This is a genomic window from Streptomyces sp. NPDC045701 (assembly GCF_056432045.1).
In genome coordinates this window covers 384,132-403,656 of sequence record NZ_JBWKJV010000003.1, presented here as the reverse complement: position 1 = coordinate 403,656, position 19,525 = coordinate 384,132, and the positions used below count along the sequence as shown (strand labels likewise).

18 protein-coding genes and 1 tRNA gene are annotated in these 19,525 nt (G+C 73.1%); 13 read left to right on the top strand and 6 right to left on the bottom strand.

Going from position 1 to position 19,525, the window contains the following annotated elements:
- Positions 1-255: 255 nt before the first annotated feature.
- Complete coding sequence (locus AC07DW_RS05955; protein ID WP_478856376.1) at positions 256-1,155, top strand: hypothetical protein; 900 nt, start codon at positions 256-258, stop codon at positions 1,153-1,155.
- Positions 1,156-1,297: 142 nt separating this feature from the next.
- Here AC07DW_RS05955 and AC07DW_RS05950 read toward each other — a convergent pair.
- The 3 genes from AC07DW_RS05950 to AC07DW_RS05940 all read right to left on the bottom strand — a co-directional run bounded on the left by AC07DW_RS05950 (position 1,298) and on the right by AC07DW_RS05940 (position 3,199).
- A tRNA-Ser gene (locus AC07DW_RS05950) sits at positions 1,298-1,382 on the bottom strand.
- Positions 1,383-1,448: 66 nt separating this feature from the next.
- On the bottom strand, positions 1,449-1,673 hold the full coding sequence (locus AC07DW_RS05945) for a hypothetical protein (RefSeq protein WP_478856375.1): 225 nt from the start codon (positions 1,671-1,673) through the stop codon (positions 1,449-1,451).
- Between the two features lie 68 nt (positions 1,674-1,741).
- Entirely contained in the window at positions 1,742-3,199 is a 1,458-nt protein-coding gene (locus tag AC07DW_RS05940; RefSeq protein WP_478856374.1) for a S1C family serine protease, read from the bottom strand.
- Positions 3,200-3,416: 217 nt separating this feature from the next.
- Between AC07DW_RS05940 and AC07DW_RS05935 the strand changes: the two genes are divergently transcribed.
- The 3 genes from AC07DW_RS05935 to AC07DW_RS05925 all read left to right on the top strand — a co-directional run bounded on the left by AC07DW_RS05935 (position 3,417) and on the right by AC07DW_RS05925 (position 6,004).
- Positions 3,417-4,217 carry a glycerophosphodiester phosphodiesterase gene (locus AC07DW_RS05935; RefSeq protein WP_478856373.1) on the top strand — a complete coding sequence of 267 codons (801 nt, stop codon included), beginning with the start codon at positions 3,417-3,419 and terminating at the stop codon, positions 4,215-4,217.
- A 53-nt stretch (positions 4,218-4,270) separates the two neighbouring features.
- A complete protein-coding gene (locus AC07DW_RS05930; protein WP_478856372.1) occupies positions 4,271-4,891 on the top strand; it encodes an ATP-binding protein in 621 nt (206 codons plus the stop codon).
- Between the two features lie 129 nt (positions 4,892-5,020).
- Positions 5,021-6,004: a DUF5926 family protein gene (locus AC07DW_RS05925; protein WP_478856371.1), complete on the top strand. Its 984-nt coding sequence runs from the start codon at positions 5,021-5,023 to the stop codon at positions 6,002-6,004.
- 222 nt (positions 6,005-6,226) lie between these two features.
- Here AC07DW_RS05925 and AC07DW_RS05920 read toward each other — a convergent pair whose 3' ends face one another.
- Together AC07DW_RS05920 and AC07DW_RS05915 are read right to left on the bottom strand one after the other, a co-directional pair.
- The gene (locus tag AC07DW_RS05920) at positions 6,227-6,817 is read right to left on the bottom strand and encodes a hypothetical protein (protein ID WP_478856370.1); all 591 of its coding nucleotides are present in this window, start codon (positions 6,815-6,817) and stop codon (positions 6,227-6,229) included.
- 180 nt (positions 6,818-6,997) lie between these two features.
- Entirely contained in the window at positions 6,998-7,711 is a 714-nt protein-coding gene (locus AC07DW_RS05915) for a bifunctional DNA primase/polymerase (protein ID WP_478856369.1), read from the bottom strand.
- 534 nt (positions 7,712-8,245) lie between these two features.
- On the opposite strand from AC07DW_RS05915, the gene AC07DW_RS05910 reads away from it, so the two are divergent.
- Together AC07DW_RS05910 and AC07DW_RS05905 are read left to right on the top strand one after the other, a co-directional pair.
- On the top strand, positions 8,246-9,760 hold the full coding sequence (locus AC07DW_RS05910; RefSeq protein ID WP_478856368.1) for a PP2C family protein-serine/threonine phosphatase: 1,515 nt from the start codon (positions 8,246-8,248) through the stop codon (positions 9,758-9,760).
- A 122-nt stretch (positions 9,761-9,882) separates the two neighbouring features.
- A complete protein-coding gene (locus tag AC07DW_RS05905) occupies positions 9,883-11,346 on the top strand; it encodes an aminopeptidase P family protein (protein ID WP_478856367.1) in 1,464 nt (487 codons plus the stop codon).
- Between the two features lie 64 nt (positions 11,347-11,410).
- On the opposite strand, the gene AC07DW_RS05900 is transcribed toward AC07DW_RS05905, so the two are convergent.
- Positions 11,411-11,863 (bottom strand): ATP-binding protein, encoded by a 453-nt coding sequence (locus AC07DW_RS05900; RefSeq protein WP_478856366.1) that lies wholly within the window; start codon positions 11,861-11,863, stop codon positions 11,411-11,413.
- Between the two features lie 234 nt (positions 11,864-12,097).
- Between AC07DW_RS05900 and AC07DW_RS05895 the strand changes: the two genes are divergently transcribed.
- The 7 genes from AC07DW_RS05895 (at position 12,098) to pheA (ending at position 19,059) form a co-directional block, all read left to right on the top strand.
- On the top strand, positions 12,098-12,913 hold the full coding sequence (locus tag AC07DW_RS05895) for a hypothetical protein (protein ID WP_478856365.1): 816 nt from the start codon (positions 12,098-12,100) through the stop codon (positions 12,911-12,913).
- An 86-nt stretch (positions 12,914-12,999) separates the two neighbouring features.
- Positions 13,000-13,734, top strand: coding sequence for a YcnI family copper-binding membrane protein (locus tag AC07DW_RS05890; RefSeq protein WP_478856364.1), 735 nt, complete (start codon positions 13,000-13,002; stop codon positions 13,732-13,734).
- Positions 13,735-13,769: 35 nt separating this feature from the next.
- A complete protein-coding gene (locus AC07DW_RS05885) occupies positions 13,770-14,456 on the top strand; it encodes an SCO family protein (protein WP_478856363.1) in 687 nt (228 codons plus the stop codon).
- On the top strand, positions 14,453-14,923 hold the full coding sequence (locus tag AC07DW_RS05880; protein ID WP_478856362.1) for a copper chaperone PCu(A)C: 471 nt from the start codon (positions 14,453-14,455) through the stop codon (positions 14,921-14,923). Before AC07DW_RS05885 ends, AC07DW_RS05880 begins: the two co-directional genes overlap by 4 nt.
- Before the next feature lie 6 nt (positions 14,924-14,929).
- A complete protein-coding gene (locus tag AC07DW_RS05875) occupies positions 14,930-16,843 on the top strand; it encodes a copper resistance CopC/CopD family protein (protein ID WP_478856361.1) in 1,914 nt (637 codons plus the stop codon).
- Between the two features lie 7 nt (positions 16,844-16,850).
- On the top strand, positions 16,851-18,089 hold the full coding sequence (efeB, locus tag AC07DW_RS05870; RefSeq protein ID WP_478856360.1) for an iron uptake transporter deferrochelatase/peroxidase subunit: 1,239 nt from the start codon (positions 16,851-16,853) through the stop codon (positions 18,087-18,089).
- 34 nt (positions 18,090-18,123) lie between these two features.
- Positions 18,124-19,059 carry a prephenate dehydratase gene (gene pheA / locus AC07DW_RS05865; RefSeq protein WP_478856359.1) on the top strand — a complete coding sequence of 312 codons (936 nt, stop codon included), beginning with the start codon at positions 18,124-18,126 and terminating at the stop codon, positions 19,057-19,059.
- Positions 19,060-19,525 lie beyond the last annotated feature (466 nt).

Genomic DNA, 19,525 nt, shown 5'->3' with positions numbered 1-19,525 from the left:
GTCCTACGGCCGGATACCAGACGTGACGACCGCACCCCATGATCCCGAACCCGCTGGCGCAGCATCAACCGAGCACTGAATTAGCCACCAGGGTCCGCGAAGAGCGGACGCCCCGATGCCAAGGTCATGCGAACAGCTCTGTACCAATGGGCCTTTCGGGCCGCGGAGGGGCCGCAAGGGCTCATGGCACGCTGTGACGTAGAGGACCCCCCGGAGGCCGTACGGCAGGCTCTCGCCTGGGTGGCGGAGCACTCCATGAAGGTCGAGGAAGCCGCGCGGCCCGAGCACGTACGCGCCGCCCTCGCCGCCCTCTCCAAGCTGCTGAACGGCAAGCCAGCGGCGGAGAACACGGCGAAGCGAAAGCGCATGGTGCTGAGCAACGCCTTCCGCTACGCCGTCGAGGAACGCGGGCTTCTCACCCGCCACCCCTTCCTCGCGGTCGACTGGGCGGCCCCCAGCGCCACCGACGAAGTCGACTTTCGATACGTCCCCGGACCGCGCCTCGCGCGCGAGCTGATCGCTGAGGTCGCGCAGCATGGCCCGCGAGGCGAGCACCTGGAAACGTTCTTCGGCAGCATCTACTACGCGGCGACACGACCCGGGGAAGCTGCGGCTCTGCGCGAAACGGACTTCATCCTGCCGCCGGAGAGCGAGCCGGACGCGTGGGGCGAAGTGCTGGTGTCGGAGAGCCACCCGGAGGTCGGCGCGGGGTGGACCGACAGCGGCAAGTCACACGACAAGCGGGGGCTGAAGCACCGTGCACGTAACGCGGTCCGCGGTGTGCCGATCCCACCGGTGTTCGTGCGAATGGTGCGTGCCCACATCGCGAAATTCGGAGTGGCGCCGGACGGGCGGCTGTTCCGAGCCGCGCAGGGTGGGCGCGTCGCGTCCACGGAGTACTGCGACGTCTGGGAGGCGGCGCGGAAGGCCGTGCTCGGGCAGGCGGAAGCGGAGACGAAGCTCGCTGAGGTGCCGTATGCCCTGCGCCACGCCGGCATCTCTCTGTGGATCAAGTCGGGCGTGGATCCAGTGGAAGCTGCCTACCGAGCGGGCCACAGCATGGCCGTGCTCTACCGCTTCTACGCCAAGATCCTCAAGGGCGGCTCCGCGGCTGCTAACCGCCTGATCGAGCAGGGGCTTCAGGCGGACGAATAGGTCCGCGGCTGGCCCACGGCTGGCCCACACGCACTGGTCAGAGGCGGTACAGACCCGATTCACGGTGAGACAGGGTGAACGCAGAGGGCGGGCCCCCGCGATCGGGGCCCGCCCTCTGACCTGGTCTTTCGCTGACCTGCTGCGGTGGGTGTGGGATTTGAACCCACGGTGACTCGCGCCACGACGGTTTTCAAGACCGTTCCCTTAGGCCGCTCGGGCAACCCACCCACGCTCCGCGGCGTCGGCGGCGGAGCGGCTACAGCCTACCGGTTGGCGGGTGGGGGGCGGGCGGGTCAGGGGGGTGACTCGGCCCAGACAGCGGGGCCGCCGCCCTGCCAGTGGATGAGGCGGGTGGTGGCCACTTCGTCCGGGCCCAGTTCCAGGCCCACGGTGCTGAGCAGGTCGACCAGGTCGGCGACGCTGTGGGCGAGGCCCAGGGGGCTGCCGTCGGCGTGGACGTCGCGGCCGCCGGAGGCGTTCGGCGGGGAGACGGTCACGGGCGGCTGGTCTGCGGTCATGCCCCCACTGTGGCCCGTCACCCGGCTCCCGGCACGCCCGGGCCGGGAGCCGGGTGACGGGGCGTCCGTCAGCCGCTGTCGCCCTTGCGCTCGCCCAGGGTGACGTCGACCGTCGTGCTCTTGCCGCCGCGCTCGTAGGTCAGAGTGACCTTGTCGCCGGGCTTGTGGGTCCAGATCTCGCTGATCAGCGTCGGGCCGCTGTCGATGGTCCGGTCGCCGAACTTGGTGATCACGTCGCCCGGCTTGAGGCCGGCCTTCGCGGCGGGGCCGCCGGGGACGACCGCCGGCGTGCCGCCCTCGCCCTGGGGGACGATGCGGGCGCCTTCGACCTCCTCGGCCATGTTCACCGTCGCGCCGATGACCGGGTACACCGGCTCGCCCGTCCTGATCAGCTGGTCGGCGACCGCCTTGGCCTGGTTGACCGGGATGGCGAAGCCCAGGCCGATGGAGCCCGCCTGGGACTGGCCGAGGCCGCCGCTGCCCGCCGACTGGATGGCGGAGTTGATGCCGATCACCGCGCCGCGGGCGTCGAGCAGCGGGCCGCCGGAGTTGCCCGGGTTGATGGAGGCGTCGGTCTGAAGGGCGCTCATGTACGAGTTGCGGCCGGCGCCGCTGCCGTCGCCGGAGGCCACGGGGCGGTTCTTCGCGCTGATGATGCCGGTGGTGACCGTGTTGGACAGGCCGAACGGCGCGCCGATCGCGATCGTCGAGTCGCCGACGGCCACCTTGTCGGAGTCGCCCAGCGGGAGCGGGGTCAGACCCGAGGGGGCGTTCTTCAGCTTCAGGACGGCGACGTCGTAGCCCTCGGCGCGGCCGACGACCTCGGCGTCGTACTTCTTGCCGTCGGAGAAGGTCGCGGAGAGGGTGCCGCCCTCCGCGGCGGAGGCCACCACGTGGTTGTTGGTGAGGATGTGGCCCTCCTTGTCGTACACGAACCCGGTGCCGGTGCCGCCCTCGGCCTCCGAGCCTCCCGACTTGGCCTCGATGGTGACGACGCTCGGCAGGGCCTCGTTCGCCACCGCGGCGACCGTGCCCGGCTCGCGCTTGAAACCGGCCGGGGCCTCGCCCGCGGCGACGGTCGTGGAGCTGCCGGAGCCGTCGTTCTGCTCGGCCGCCCAGTAGCCGACGCCGCCGCCGACGCCGCCCGCGACCAGCGCGGCGACCAGGAGGGCCGCCACCATCCCGCCGGAACGTTTGCGCGGCGGCTCGGCGGTGGGCGGGAGCGGCGCGCCCCAGGCGGGCGGGGGCGGCGGGGCGGGCCAGCCGGTGCCGGCGGGCGGCGCGGGGGGCGGGGCGACCGGCGGAGTGACCGGCGGGGTGCCGGGCGTGTGGTGCGGCGGCACGTCATGGGCCTGCGTCGGCGCCGAAGCGGCCGACGGGGCGTACGCGGGCGTGTGCGGGGGCGTACGGGGCGGCTCCGGCGCCGCCGTCTCGTGGGCGTCCTCCGCCGGCGCGGACGAAGAGGGCGGCACGGGAGGTGCGGACGGGGCGGGCGGGACCGCGTTGTCCTCGTTCTCGGTGCTCACAGCTCGTTCTCCTCGGGGTTCCACGTCGTCTGCGTCATCTTCGGCGTCTTCGGCTTCGTCTTCGGCAAGAGTCCGCTGTGCAGGTGTCTGCGGTCAGCTTTTCCCACAGCCCGTCAGGCCACTGTAAGCCGGAGCTGTGCGTCTCCGGGCCATCCTTTATTTCCGGCAAATCAGACGCCCGTCGAAGAGGGCCGAACAGCGGTGGCACCATGTCGCGGTGACCCACGCACGCCAGCACACGATCCAGGTCGTCGCCCACCGGGGCGCCTCCGAGGACGCGCCCGAGCACACCCTGGCCGCGTACATGAAGGCGATCGAGGACGGCGCCGACGCCCTCGAATGCGATGTACGGCTCACCGCCGACGGCCACCTCGTCTGCGTCCACGACCGCCGCGTCAACCGCACCTCCAACGGGCGCGGCGCCGTCTCCACGCTGGAGCTGGCCGATCTGGCCGCCCTGGACTTCGGCGCCTGGAAGGACCCGAACGAGAGCCCGGACTGGGGCGACCCCGAGTACACCTCCGTCCTCACCCTCGAACGGCTGCTGGGGCTCGTGGCCGACGCCGGGCGGCGCATCGAGCTCGCCATCGAGACCAAGCACCCCACTCGCTGGGCCGGCCAGGTGGAGGCGCGGCTGGTGGAGCTGCTGGAGTACTACGGGCTGTCCCGGCCCCGCACGGGCACCACCACCCCCGTACGGATCATGAGCTTCTCCGCCCGCTCGCTGCACCGGGTCGCCGCCGCCGTGCCCGCCGTGCCGACCGTGTACCTGATGCAGTTCGTCACCCCACGCGTGCGGGACGGGCGGCTGCCCGCCGGATCCCGGATCGCCGGCCCCTCGCTCCGGATCGTCCGCAACAACCCCGGGTACGTCGCCCGTCTCCACCGGGCCGGTCACCGTGTCCATGTATGGACGGTGAACGAGCCGGAGGACGTGGAGCTGTGCGCCCGGCTCGGAGTGGACGCGATCATCACCAACCGCCCCAAACAGGTTCTGTCCCAACTGGGCCGCCTGTAACTCCCGTTACGGGGAGTGCCCCGGCGCATTCACTCCGTGTCCGTCCGCGCCGAGTGCGTCACCGCGCATCGATTGGCCGGTTTCCGGTCCAGTCCAGTGGGGCATTCACAGGGTGGCGTGGGGCGAAGGAGGTCTCGGGGGTGGCGTTGGTGGTGGCACAGGAGGTGCCCACGTCGTCGAGCATGGCCGTACCCCATGGCCCTGCGGGCGTGGGTGAGGCGAGGCACCGCATGCGGGAGCAGCTCCGCCGCAGCGGGATGGCCGAGCCGGTCGTCGACGATGCCGTACTGGTCCTGTCCGAACTGCTCAGCAACTCCTGCCGGCACGGCAGGCCGCTCGGCCGGGGCGTGGAGGTCGGCGACGGCGACGTCCGCGCCGCCTGGCGCGTCGACGAGCACGGCGCGCTGACCGTCGAGGTGACGGACGGCGGTGGTCCGACCCGCCCCGTTCCCTCGACGCCCTCGGTGACCGCGCGCGGCGGCCGGGGGCTCAACATCATCAGCGCGCTCGCCCAGGACTGGGGCGTACGGGACAGCGCGTCGGGCGAGGTGACGGTGTGGGTGCTCCTCACCGGAGGCCACCGGCGCGACGACTTCGCTACGCGCGTCACGGGTCCGGGCTTCGACTTCCTGGACGCGTACGGGACGTACGACACCTTGGGGGACGCCGACTGACCCCCGAGGGACCCGGCGGGGACCCGGGCCGGGCGGCGCACCGGCGCATGGCCCGGCCGGCGCCTCCGGGCGGCTAGGCTCGCGGCCGACACAGCAGTGCCGCACCGCCGCTACGGGAGAAGTCACACCATGGGCAAGAAGCGTCCCCAGACCAAGGCCGGGAAGCCGCAAGCACAGCTGACGGAGGGCGAGATCCCGGTCGTCGGCGCCCGCGAGCCCTGCCCCTGCGGTTCGGGCCGCCGCTACAAGGCCTGTCACGGCCGGGCGGCGGCGCACGCGGTGACCGAACTGGTCCAGCGGCCCTTCGAGGGCCTGCCCGGCGAGTGCGACTGGGTCGCCCTGCGCGAGCTGGTGCCCGCCGCCACCGCGCCGCTCCACCTTAAGGGCGGCCTGCCCGAGGGCGTGCCCTCCGTGACGCTCGCGACCGTCCTGCCCATGGCCTGGCCCGCGCTGCGCCGCGACGACGGCTCGGTCCTGCTCGCGCTCCAGAACGACACCTCCTCCGGGGACCTGAGCCGGGACCTCGCCGACACCCTCCGGCGTGCGCTGGCCGCCCAGCCGGGCACGCCCGTCGCCGCCGAAGGCGGGGGCAGGGCCCCGGCGGACGGTCCGCGCCTCCAGGACCTGCTCGACCCGGAGGCCGCCTTCGAACCGGTCGTCCACCCGGGTTTCGAGTTCTGGGTGCCGGACTCGGAGAAGAGCTCGGCGCCCGAGGTGGCCGCCTCCCTGGAGCGGGCCAACGCCGCCGCGATCCCGACGGTCAAGCTGTCCGGCGCGGACGCCGCGTACTGGTGCGAGACGCCCGAGAAGAACCACCTGCGCTGGGTCATGCCGCACCCCGAGGAGCAGCTGCTCGACGCGCTGGCCCGGCTGCACGCCGCCGGGCGGTCGTCGCTCGGCGAGGGCACCCGGCTGGTGGGCTCGTTCCGCGCGCACGGGCTGGTGGTGCCGGTGTGGGACCTGCCGACCGGGATGGGCGCGAAGGAGTGCGAGCAGCCGGCCGCCGACTTCGCGGAGCGGCTCGCGGACGCGCTCGCCGTCGACGCGCCGCTGACGGCGGAGGAGCGACGGGCGCGCGGCGGGCTCACCAACCGCCAGGTCACCCTCAGCTGATCCACTACCAGAGGCGGAATCGCCTCCACATCCCGACCGGTCGGTGACTTCCGCCACAATGACCCGTACCCGAAGGTAAATTCCTGTCCGAATAACTGAGATCGAATTTGCGAACAGCCGATCTCTTGTTACGGTGCTTGAAGCCCGGTCGCTGGTGCATCCCCCGTCGCCAGCGACCGGGCCCTTCCATTTCCGCGGAATGGGAGCCTCCATCCCGGCGCCTCAACTGGCGGCGCCCTCCGGCGAGTTGCTCCCCGACCGCAGCAGCAGCGGGCTTTCCCCGCTCTCCGCGAACTCCGCCACCGCCGTGTATTCGGCGGAAGTCCCGCGTGACGGCTCTCCGGGCGTCTCGCACACCCCCGGTTCGTCTTCCGCCCGCACCTCGCAATGCGCTTGTACGGTCCGCCCGGCGGGGCCCATCAGGGTGAGTACGGCGTCGAGCTCCCGGCCCGTCGCATTCCGGTGGTAGGTGCGCGCCCGGGTGTCGGGCCCCGCCGTGACGACGCACGTCTGGGCCTCCATCCCGTCCGGCGACGCCACCTCCGGCCCGCAACTCGCCGCACCGGCGGCGGCCGGGGCATGGATTCCGGCCAGAAGTGCCGGCGCGTCCCCGGGCCCCCGCGGCGGCTTCGCCTCCACGGCCGGACCCCGACCGGCCGCCGGACCGCTCGGACCGGCGGCCGAACCACCGGGGCCGCCCCCCGGACCACCCGGACCGCCGACCGGATCACCGGCCGGTCCGGCTGAAGCGGCCGGCGACAGCAGCGCGGCGGCCACCACCACGGCCCCGAGCCCGATGACGCGCAGATTCATGGGGACCCCACCTGCCCAACTGCCCGGAAAGAACGTGACGGTGCGGCGACGATAGCGACGGAACACGGCCGTCCCGGCGGCCGTGCGCCCGAATCCCGTACAACTCGGCCCCGCTCACACCCGTACGAGTGACGCACGGGCGACAGCGGGGCCAGGAGCCGACAGGCGGGGTGGCGGGCCTCAGTAGCGCAGCCGGCTGCCGCCGTCCGGCGCGCTCGTGCTCGCCTCGACCAGCGCGTCCACGACCGCCTCCACGTCCGGCAGCCACGGCGAGGCGGACCCGGCGAGCGGCGCGCGTTCCCAGCGCACCTGCCCGGTGCCGGTGTCCGAGGGCGGCAGCACCAGGTAGCCGCCCTCGCCGTGGAACCGCAGCGAGCTGGGCACGCAGTCCTTCGCGTACAGCAGCTCACCCAGTTGTTCGAGGGTGTACGGGGCGACCAGCAGGGACCAGCGGGTGGGCGTCGCCACCACCGGGCCGAGCCGCATCTCCCGCCGGTCCAGCACGCTCAGCGCCCGCGCCGCCGCGACGGCGGGCAGGCTCACCGCGCACGGCGCCCGGCCGCCGGTGGCGAGCAGCACCGGGGCGTCCGGCCGGTTGCCCCACCACCAGCGCACCATGCGCTCGTCGGTGGAGGCCGCGAGCAGGCCGGGGTCGAAGGGGTGTGCGCCGGGTACGACGCACTCGGGATCGGGACAGGCACAGTCGCGCTCCCGGCCGCCGCGGCCTCTTCCCGGGGCGTCGCCCCGGGAAGTGCCCCCGGCCGCCTCGAGTCCCACGCCGGGGAGTACGGGCCAGTCCCACTCGGTGGCGCACAGAAGCGCCGCGTCCAGGTGGGCGGCCCTCCTCCTGCGCCGGAACCGGAGCCTGCGTCGCCTTCCGAGGATCTCGCGCATGAGCGCTCGTTCCTTTCCGTTGAACGCCGAGGTCATCCACATCACAACAAAAGGTGTGCGTCACTTCACTGTGCGTACGGTCCGGCGCGTCACCGCCCCGTGCCGGTGCCGGCATCGGGCCGGCCTCTCTTCGCCTGCGGCAGGACACACCGCCGGGGCCCGCCGAGCGTGGGCCGAGCCACAGCCCGGGCCGGGTGTCCCATTCAACACGTGGCGGAGGGTGGCGCACCCATGGCGCGCACTGGCGGTAGCGCTGTTCTCTTTCCCCGCCACTCGGGGATGGGGCGCGGCCTTCGGCGTCAAGGACGCCAGGGCTTCCCGCCGGGTTCCCGGCTCGCCCCAACTGCCCCTGGCCGACACCGTCTACGTACCCAGCCGACTCGGAACGACGCCCCCTTGGACCGCGTCCACCGACGCCGCCTCCAGGGGGTGCCCCTCTTCGAACGGGGCTCAGTCGACCGCAAATCCTGTGCATGGGGGCATTTTTGAGCCAAGTTGCTGCTCACGTAAATACCGCGCGTCCGAGCCGTGACAATGCTGGACATCGCCTCACTTGTGCGTGTAGATGTGGTTCCAGTGACAGCGGCGCAGATTGACATGGGGGTTTGCGATGCTATCCAGCGAAACGCGCCCGTCGAAGAGCCGGCTGCCATGAGCGCCCCTCACCTGCCGAAAGTGGCTGGAATCGATCCAACTGTTCCGGCGCCCGCACACACTGCGGAGCCCCTGCCCGGCCTCCCGACCCCACCCGTCGCGCCCGGTGCGATGATCCAGGACAAGCTGGCGGGCTGGGTCTCCGACCTCACCACGCTGCACGAACTCACCGAACGCCTCACCCGTACGGGCACCCTCCACGACGCCCTCCAGGAGGTCCTGCGCGCCGGCGCCGCGCTCGTCGGCGCCCGCCGCGGCATGGCCGTCCTCGAACCCGCCGACGGCCTCGGGCCCACCACCACCATCGGGCTGGGCCTGGCCCACGCCGACCTCGGCACCATCGAGACCGTGCCGCGCAGCGCCACCTCCTACGGCCGCATCCTCGACGACCTCCCCGGCGAGCCCCTCGCCGAGCGGCGGCCCCCCGGCCCCGTCGCGGTCGCCGTGCCCGACCTGTTCGCCGACGAGGGCCTCGACCCGCGCCACCGGGAGGTCGCCGCCCGCCTCGGCTACGCCGCCAGTTACGCCGTGCCGCTGGCCACCGGGACGGCCGGGAGGCTGGGCGCCGCCGTCTGGCTGTACGACGAGCCCGCCGAACCGGCCGAGGGCCGGCGCCACCTCGTCGGCCTGTACGGGAAGTACGCCTCCGAGCACCTGGCCCGGCTCCTGGAGCTGGAGCGGGGCCGCTCCAGGCTGGCCGCCATCGCCGAGGAGCTGCTGCCCAGCCGGCTGCCGCGCGTCCCGGGCGTCCAGCTCGCCGCCCGGCACCGCACCGGGCCGCGGGGCGGCGGCGACTGGTACGACGCGCTGGCGCTCCCGGAGGGCGCGCTCGGCATGGCGGTCGGGTCGGTGTCCGGATCGGGGCCCGGCGCGCTGGCCGCGATGGGACGGCTGCGCGCCTCGCTGCGGGCGTACGCGGTGATGGAGGGCGAGGACCCCGTCGCCGTGCTCTCCGACCTGGAGCTGCTGCTGCGCCTGACCGAGCCGGCCCGGTCGGCCACCGCGCTGTTCGCGTACGCCGAGCCCGCGCACCGCAGGATCCTGCTGGCCGGGGCGGGGCACACCCCGCCGCTGATCGTGGGCGAGCGGCGCACCGAGTTCGTCGAGACGTCGCTGTCGGCCCCGCTCGGGATGCTGGCCTGCTGGGAGGCGCCGAGCGTGGGGATCGCCCCGGAGCCCGGCGAGACGGTGCTCCTCTACACGGACGGGCTGCTGCGGCGCACCGGGGACACGATGGACCGGGCCTTCGCGCGGCTGCACGCGGCCGCGACGACCGTCCCCAAGGGGGACCGGTCGGACCCGGGCGCGGTCGCCGACCACGTACTGCGGACGGTGCTGCCGGACGGCGGTCACGGGGACGAGGACGTGGTGATGCTCGCCGCGCGCTTCGCGTGACGGCCGCGTGACGAAAGGCCCTGGGGCCGCTCGACCGCACGACCGTACGATGGTGGGGATCCCCCCTGCCCGGCACCCGGGCGTGGGGGAGGTCGATGTCGTACCGATCAGGAGGCGGACCCGTGGCCGAAGAGCTCACCCCGGAGACCCCGGAAGAGACCGACGAGCCGATCAAGCAGCGCAAGAACGGCCTGTATCCGGGCGTGTCCGACGAGCTCGCGGAGAACATGAAGTCCGGCTGGGCCGACACCGAGCTGCACGGCCTGGAGCCCATCCCCCAGGCGGCCCGCACCGCCGCCCGCCGTGCGGCGCTGTCCGAGCGCTTCCCCGGCGACCGGCTGGTGATCCCCTCGGGCAACCTGAGGACCCGCTCCAACGACACGGAGTACGCCTTCCGCCCGTCCACGGAGTACGCGTACCTCACCGGCGACCACACCCACGACAGCGTCCTGGTGCTGGAGCCGAGGAGGGGCGGCGGCCACGAGGCGACCGTCTACCTGCTGCCGCGCTCCGACCGGGAGAACGGCGAGTTCTGGCTCGACGGCCAGGGCGAGCTGTGGGTCGGTCGCCGGCACTCCCTCACGGAGGCGGAGCAGCTGCTCGGCATCCCGGCCAAGGACGTGCGCGAACTGCCGGCCGCCCTCCGCGAGGCGACCGGCCCGGTGCGCACCGTGCGCGGCCACGACGCGGGCATCGAGGCGGCCCTGACCGACAAGGTCACCGCCGAGCGCGACGAGGAACTGCGGGTGTACCTCTCCGAGGCTCGCCTGGTGAAGGACGAGTTCGAGATCGGCGAGCTCCAGCGCGCCTGCGACGCGACCGCGCGGGGCTTCGAGGACGTGGTCCGCGTCCTGGACAAGGCCGAGGCGACCAGCGAGCGGTACATCGAGGGCACCTTCTTCCTGCGCGCCCGCGTGGAGGGCAACGACATCGGCTACGGCTCCATCTGCGCGGCCGGACCGCACGCCACGACCCTGCACTGGGTGCGCAACGACGGCCCGGTCCGCTCCGGTGAGCTGCTGCTGCTGGACGCGGGCGTGGAGACGACGACCCTCTACACGGCCGATGTGACGCGGACGCTGCCGATCAACGGCCGCTTCACCGAGCTCCAGCGCAAGATCTACGACGCCGTGTACGACGCCCAGGAGGCGGGCATCGCGGCGGTGCGGCCGGGCGCCAAGTACCGCGAGTTCCACGACGCCGCGCAGCGGGTGCTGGCCGAGCGGCTGGTGTCCTGGGGGCTGCTCGGCGACATGGACGTGGAGAAGGTCCTGGAGCTGGGCCTCCAGCGGCGCTGGACCCTGCACGGCACCGGGCACATGCTGGGCATGGACGTCCACGACTGCGCGGCCGCGCGGACCGAGACGTACGTGGACGGCGTCCTGGAGCCGGGCATGTGCCTGACCGTCGAGCCGGGCCTGTACTTCCAGGCGGACGACCTGACGGTGCCGGAGGAGTACCGGGGCATCGGCGTCCGGATCGAGGACGACATCCTGGTCACCGAGGACGGCAACCGGAACCTGTCCGCCGCGCTGCCGCGCCGGTCGGACGAGGTCGAGGCGTGGATGGCGGCCCTGAAGGGCTGACCCTCCCCCGCGCACGACGAGGCCCCCGTCGGTCGCGACCGACGGGGGCCTCGTCGTGCGCGGGTCAGGACGCCACGAGCGGGGCGCCGGTACGCCACTTGACGATCTTGTCGAAGCTGACGACCGCGCCGCCGCGTCCCGATCTGTTGCCGAAGTGGACGTGGTCGGCCAGCTCCTCGATGAGGCGCAGGCCCCGTCCGTCCTCGGCCTCCAGGACGGGCCTGCGGACCGTCGGCGCGGGCCCGGCGGGGAAACCGGGGCCCGAGTCCGCCACTTCGATGCGGCACTTCTCCCCGTCCAGGTACGCGGTCACGCGATACTCCGCGGAGACGTCCCCCGTCTCCGTCCGCCCGCCGTGCTCCACCGCGTTGGCGCACGCCTCGGTGAGGGCGAGGGACAGGTCGTAGGAGATCTCCGGGTCGACGCCCGCGGTCTCCATGGTGCCGAGAAGGAGGCGACGGGCGAGCGGAACGCTCGCAGCCTCGCGCCGCAAATGGAGTGACCACCAGATGCTCATGCTCCAGCCTCCTGGCTGCGGCTCGACATACCGTTACGTATTGCCCCCACCTCTGCCCAGTAAGCCCCGCATGGACGCGTGGGCCCCCGTTCGGCGGATATGCGTAGCCCGTACGCCGTTGTATGTCGGCGTGTGTCGGACTCTGTCCGGGCCATGCGGACTCCGGGGGCCAAACAGTGACCTTCCGGACCTGCCGTGTGGAGGGAAGGGGCGCAGTGCGATGATGGCCCGGCCATGTCTGCCCCTTCCGCTGGTCCACGGCTGCTGAGGGCCGCGGTGTTCACCGCGGTCTGCCTCGTGCTGTCCGCGCTGGGGCACGTGCTCGCGGCCTGCGAGACCGTCCCGTGGTGGACGCTGGCCCTCGGGTTCCTCTGTGTGTTCGTGTCGGTCGTGCCGTTCACCGGGCGCGAGCGGTCGCTTCCCGTGATCGCCACGGCGCTGGCCGGCGGCCAGCTCGGCCTGCACGCGCTGTTCGGGTTCGGACAGCGGCAGCGGCTCACGGTGGATATCGGCGACCGGGCGGACGACGCGCTGATCCGGATGGCTGCCAAACTGGTGTGCGGGGCGGGCGCGTCGTCGCTGAGCCCCGCGGACGCGCACCGGATCGTCACCCGCGCCGGGCTGGACCCGGCCACCGCCGTCTCCCCCGCGGAGCACGCGGGACACGCCGGGCACGCGGGGGTCGCGGGCCTCGTGGCCGAGCCCGCCGCCGGGCTGTGGCCCGGCCTTCCCATGGTCCTCGGGCACCTGCTGGCCGCCGTGGCGACCGGCTGGCTGCTGCGGCGCGGCGACCTCGCCCTGCTCAAGCTGGTCCGGCTGTCGTCACGCGGCGCCACCGGACTCGCCGAAGGGGCGCTCGTACGTTCGCTGCGCGCTTCCCTCGCCCTCGTACGCGCCCTGGTCGCCGGGCTGCCCGCGCTGCCCGCGGGCGGGCCGAGGCCGCCGCGTACCGAGGACGACCCCCCGCCGCCCGCCGCGGCGGAAGCACTCCAGCACACGGTGATCAGGCGCGGCCCCCCGGCCGTACTCCGCTACGCCCTCGCAGCCTGACACGGCCCACTCGACGGGAGTGGTGCCGTGGTGCGCCCTCGCGCGCGTTCACCGTTTCCCCGCTCTCTGTGGAGTGTGTTGTCGTCATGAACGTCTTTTCCCGCGCCGCCCTGGCCGGTGGCCTCGCCGTCTCCTCCGTGGTCCTGCTCTCCGGGACCGCCTTCGCCCACGTCAGCGTGCAGCCGCAGGGCGAGGCCGCCAAGGGCGGGTACGCCACGGTCGCCTTCAAGGTCCCCAACGAGCGGGACAACGCCTCGACCGTGAAGCTCGAGGTGACCCTCCCCGCCGACCACCCCCTCGCGTCCGTCTCGACGCAGCCGGTCCCGGGCTGGAAGGCCGAGGTCACCAAGGCCAAGCTCGACAAGCCGCTGGAGGTGCACGGCAAGAAGATCACCGAGGCGGCCACGAAGATCACCTGGACCGCCGCCGGTTCGAAGATCGCTCCCGGTGAGTTCCAGCAGTTCACCGTCTCCCTCGGGCAGCTCCCCGAGGACACCGACCGCCTCGTCTTCAAGGCCCTCCAGACGTACGACAACAAGGAGGTCGTGCGCTGGATCGAGGAGCCGAAGGACGGCGCCCCGGAGCCGCAGACCCCCGCTCCCGTCCTGAAGCTGTCCGCGGCGACGGACGACCACCACGCCGGCGCCACGGCCGGCACGGCGGACGACGAGGCGGCCGGCAAGGGCCACGCCACCGAGGAGAAGGCCTCGGCGGCCGGCTCCGGTGACACCACCGCCCGGGTCCTCGGTGTCGTCGGCATCCTCGTCGGCGCCGCCGGTGTCGCCTTCGGCGTCCTCGCCGGACGCCGCCGCTCGGCCTGACGGCCGTCCCCAGGAACCCCGAAAGAGAAACCCCCATGCACCTCCAGAACACCGGCGGGCGGTTCCGTCCGCGCCGCCGCACCCGTGTGCTCGCCGCCGCGCTCGTCGCCGTATCGGCACTCACCCTGTCGGCGTGCGGCGGCGGCGAGGACACCGCGTCCACCGGCATGTCCGTCGAGGCGTCCCCCGAGAAGGCCGCGACCGTGCTCGACCGGCCCTTCGAGAAGCCCGACCTCGTCCTGAAGGACACCAAGGGAGAGACGTACGACCTGCGGGAACGGACCAAGGGCAAGCCGACGCTGATCTACTTCGGCTACACGCACTGCCCCGACGTCTGCCCCCTGACCATGAGCAACATCGCGCTGGCCTACAAGGAACTCCCCCAAGCCGACCGGGACAAGCTCCAGGTCGTCTTCGTCACCACCGACCCCGAGCGGGACACCTCCGCCGAGCTCGCCAAGTGGCTGCCCGGCGCCGGCGACCCCGCCTTCACCGGACTCACCGGCGACTTCCCGACCATCCAGGCGGGCGCGCGCCAGATGGGCATCGGCATCGACCCGCCGAAGAAGGAGAAGGACGGTTCGGTCGTCTCCATGCACGGCGCGCAGGTGATCGCGTTCTCGCCGAAGACGGACCGGGGTTACGTCGTCTTCGACGACGACACCACCGCCGAGGACTACGAGAAGGACCTCCCGAAGATCGTCAAGGGGGAGAACCCGTGACCCGCCGCACCGCCCTCACCGCCCTGACGACCGCCGTGGCCCTCACCGGGGCCCTGGCGCTCGGCGGGTGCTCCTTTGGCGGCGCGCCGGAACTGAAGGTGCACGGGGCCTTCATGCCGCAGCCGGTGGGCGACATGGCCGGCGGCTTCCTGACCGTCACCAACAGCGGGGACGCCGCGGACAAGCTCACCTCGGTCACCAGCCCGCTCTCCGACGACGTCCAGATCCACGAGACGAAGGACCAGAAGATGCGGCGGGTGACGTCCTTCGACATCCCCGCCGACGGTGAGCTGAGGCTCGAACGCGGTGGCAGCCACATCATGTTCATGGCCATCAAGAAGCGGCCGAAGCAGGGCGACAAGGTGCGCGTAGAGCTGCACTTCGAGAAGTCCGGCCCGATCGGGGTCGACCTCCCGGTGGAGGCCGCGACCCACAACCCGTCGACGCACCAGGCACCGGGGGACTGACACACCATGACGGCCACCGCCCCGCCCTTCGGGACCGCCCGCGTCCTTTGGCTGATCCTGGCCACCGCGGCGCTGCTCGGCACCGTGCTCTCCGGCACGGCGAGCGCCCACGCCGCGCTCACCGGCAGCGACCCGAGGGACGGGGCGGTGGTCGCCACCGCCCCCAAGGGCGTCACGCTCACCTTCTCCGAGCAGGTCGCCCTGGGGGACGACGCGATCCGGGTCCTGGCGCCAAGCGGCAAGCGCGCCGACACCGGCGAGGTGCGCGACCTGGGCGCCGGAGCGGTCGTCAAGTACGGCGTGGACCTGCCCGCCGGGCTGCCGGACGGCACGTACACCGTCGCCTGGCGTGCCGTGTCCGCCGACAGCCACCCCATCTCCGGCGCGTTCACCTTCTCCATCGGCGCCCCGTCGAAGACCACCGTCGCGCTGCCGGAGGAGGAGGCGGGCGGCGGGTTCGTCGGGGTGCTCTACGGGATCGCGCGGTACGTCTCTTACGGCGGGTTCGTCCTGCTGGTGGGCGGCGCCGCGTTCGTCCTGGCCTGCTGGCCGCGCGGCGCGGCCGTACGGCCGCTGCAACGGCTCGTGGTGCGCGGGTGGGTGGCGCTGACGGCGGCCACGGCGGCGCTGCTGCTGCTGCGCGGGCCGTACACCGGCGCGGACTTCGGACCGGGCTCGCTCGGCGCGGTCCTGGAGACCAGGACCGGCGCCGCGCTGGTCTCGCGGCTGCTGCTGCTGGGTGCGGCGGCGCTGTTCGTCGCCGTGTTGTTCGGTGCCTACACCAGGCGTGCGGACGAGAACGAGAAGAAGGACCTGACCTTCGGGCTCGCACTCGGCGGCACCGTGGTCGCGGCCGGGATCGCGGGTACGTGGGCACTGTCCGAGCACGCCTCGGCGGGGCTCCAGCCGCTCGTCGCGATGCCCGTCGACATCGTGCACCTGCTGGCGATGGCCGCCTGGCTGGGCGGGCTGGCCGCGCTGCTGGTCGTCCTGTACCGGGAGCCGTCCATCGAGCGGTCGGCGGTACGGCGCTTCTCCCGCGTCGCGTTCGGTTCCGTGGTCGTGCTGGCCGCCACCGGGATCTACCAGTCGTGGCGCCAGGTCGGCTCCTGGTCGGCGCTGACCGGTACGGCGTACGGCCGGTTGCTGCTGCTCAAGGTGGGGCTGGTCGCCGTCCTGGTCGGGGTGGCGTGGCTCTCGCGGCGGTGGACGGAGCGGCTCGCGGAGACGGCCGCCGTGGCCCGGGACGAGGACGCGGGGGCCGGGGCGGAGGACGCCGCGCAGGACGCGGAGGACGGCGGGGACGGCGGGGGCGACCGCGAGCCGGTCGCCGTTCCGGACGACCCGGAGCGCGCCGCCCAGCTCGCCCGCCAGCGGGCCGCCCTCGCCACCGCCCGGGCCCGCCGCGCCCGCGACGCCGACCCGGAGCGGGCCGGGCTGCGCCGTTCCGTGCTGGCGGAGGCGGGGGTCGCGGTGGTGCTGCTCGCGGTGACGACCCTGCTGACGACGACCGAGCCGGGCCGTACGGAGGAGGAGGCGGGGCGTGCGCAGGTGTCCGCCCCGGCCGCCCTGCCGGACCGGCCGCTGGACCTGACGCTGCCCTTCGACACGGGCGGCGTGAACGGCAGGGGGACGGTACGGCTCACCCTCGACCCCGGCCGCTCCGGCGGGAACGCGATGCACGTGTACGCCGACGGCCCGGACGGGCGGCCCCTGGACGTACCGGAGCTGAGGGTGTCGTTCACCCTGGAGTCGCGGCAGATCGGGCCGCTGCCCGTCGTACCCGACCGGGTCACCGCCGGGCACTGGACGTCGGCCGGGGTGCAGATCCCGATGCCGGGCGAGTGGAAGCTCCAGGTGACCGTGCGGACCTCCGACATCGACCAGACCACCATCGACAAGAACGTGAAGATCGGCTGACCTGACCGTGAGCACCGAACACCTCGACATCTCCAGGCGCAGGCTGCTGGGCACCGTCGGCGCGGCCGGCGCGACCGGGCTGGCGCTCGGCGCGGCCGGCGGCGCCGCGGCCTACGCCGCCGGTTCACAGCCCGCCGGTACGGCGCTGGCGTCCGTCGGCTCGACCGCCGTGCCGTTCCGCGGCGCGCACCAGGCGGGCATCCTCCAGCCGTTGCAGGCGCGTGGCCACCTGGTGGCCTTCGACCTGGTGCCGGGGGCGGGGCGCACGGAGGCCGCCGCGCTGATGCGCCGCTGGTCGGCGGTGGCCGAGCGGCTGATGGCGGGCGAGCCGGCCGGCCCCGGGGACACCGGGGTCGCCCTGGACGCCGGGCCGTCCTCGCTGACCGTCACGTTCGGCTTCGGCGCCTCCTTCTTCGACCGGACGGGGCTGGTGGCCCGGCGGCCGGCGGAGCTGGACCCGCTGCCCGCGTTCTCCTCGGACCGGCTGGACGCCAGGCGGTCGAACGGCGACCTGTGGGTGCAGATCGGCGCCGACGACGCGCTGGTCGCGTTCCACGCGCTGCGCGCCGTGCAGAAGGAGGCGGGCGCGGCGGCGAGGGTGCGCTGGCAGATGAACGGCTTCAACCGCTCGCCGGGCGCCACCGCGCACCCGATGACCGCGCGCAACCTGATGGGGCAGGTCGACGGGTCCCGCAACCCGAAGCCGTCCGAGCCGGACTTCCAGGAGCGGGTCTTCGTCGCGGCGGGCGGGGACCAGCCGTGGATGACGGGCGGCTCGTACGCGGTCGTCCGCCGGATCCGGATGCTGCTGGACGACTGGGAGAAGCTGTCGCTCACGCGGCAGGAGCGGGTCATCGGGCGCCGTAAGTCGGACGGGGCACCGCTGACGGGCGGCAGCGAGACGACGGAGCTCGACCTGGACAGGACGGGACCGGACGGGAAACCGGTCGTCCCCGACAACGCGCACGCGCGCATCTCGGCGCCCGAGCAGAACGGCGGCGCGGCGATGCTGCGGCGCCCGTTCTCGTTCCACGACGGCATCGGGGCGGACGGGACACCGGACGCGGGGCTGCTGTTCATCGCGTGGCAGGCCGATCCCCGCAGGGGGTTCGTACCGGTGCAGCGCAAGCTGGACCGGGGGGACGCGCTGTCGCCCTTCATCCGCCACGAGGCGAGCGGCCTGTTCGCCGTTCCCGGCGGGCCGGGCGAGGGCGAGTACGTGGGACAGCGGTTGCTGGAGGCGTGACCGCGCGGGCGTCCGGCGCATTAGGGTGACCGGTATGTCGGCCACTCGCTATACGTATCTCGGTCCCGAGGGCACCTTCACCGAGGCCGCCCTGCGCACGCTGCCGGAAGCCGCCACGCGGGAGCTGGTGCCGATGGTCTCCGTGCCCGCCGCCCTGGACGCGGTGCGCAACGGGGAGGCCGCCGCCGCCCTCGTACCGATCGAGAACTCGGTGGAGGGCGGGGTGACCGCGACCCTCGACGAGCTGGCGTCCGGCGAGCCGCTGATGATCTACCGCGAGGTGCTGCTGCCGATCGCGTTCGCGCTGCTGGTCCGGCCCGGCACCGAGCTGTCCGACGTCAAGACCGTCACGGGCCACCCGGTGGCGCAGCCGCAGGTGCGCAACTGGCTGCGGGCCCACCTGCCCGAGGCGGTGTGGGAGTCGGCCGCCTCGAACGCGGACGGGGCGCGGCTGGTGCAGGAGGGGCGGTTCGACGCGGCGTTCGCCGGTGAGTTCGCCGCGGCGACGTACGGGCTGGAGGCGCTGGTCTCCGAGATCCACGACGCCGAGAACGCGGAGACCCGGTTCGTGCTGGTGGGCCGGCCTGCCCGGCCGGCGGCGCCGACGGGGGTGGACAAGACGTCGGTGGTCATCTGGCAGCGCGAGGACCATCCGGGGGCGCTCCTGGAGCTGCTCCAGGAGTTCGCGGCGCGCGGGGTGAACCTGATGCTGCTCCAGTCGCGGCCGACCGGTGCGGGCATCGGCAACTACTGCTTCGCCATCGACGCCGAGGGACACATCTCGGACCGGCGGGTGGGCGAGGCGCTGATGGGCCTGAAGCGGATCTGTGAGCGCGTCCGGTTCCTCGGCTCGTACCCGCGCGCCGGTGCGACGCAGGAGGACGTGACGCCGCTGCGGCCGGGGACGTCCGACCAGGAGTTCACGGCGGCGTCCGACTGGCTGGCCCGGTGCCAGGACGGCCGGGCCTGACCGTACGTCCACAAAAGTTATCCACAGGGGTGCTTCTCGACCTGGGGACAAGTCGACAACACAAGGGGACAGGGTCGACAAATCTCTCCAGCCGCCCCAGGTGGCCGCAGAGTGCCGCACCGCGACCGTGTCACCTCAATTCCGCCGATCAACTCCTTAGGGCGAGAATTTCCCACCCGAATGAGTGGGTCGGCCGGGTTTGGCGGGGGAATCCAGCGTCATTCCAGGGCGATGGCCCGGCAATCGGAATGATCCATTTCTGAGTCCACAGCGGATTCGCACAGCCTGTGGATAACTTGCCGACTCGGCGGGCTTCTGTGGACAACGTCACTCGAACATGGCCGGAGAGCGACGGCCGGGCCGGGCGCCCCGCCGCCCCCTTCACGGGCGCGAGAGGCGGGCCGGGGAATTACCGGTTCGCTTTTCTCAGGGATAAACTCCTGCATTTCGGGCAAAGTGACACGCA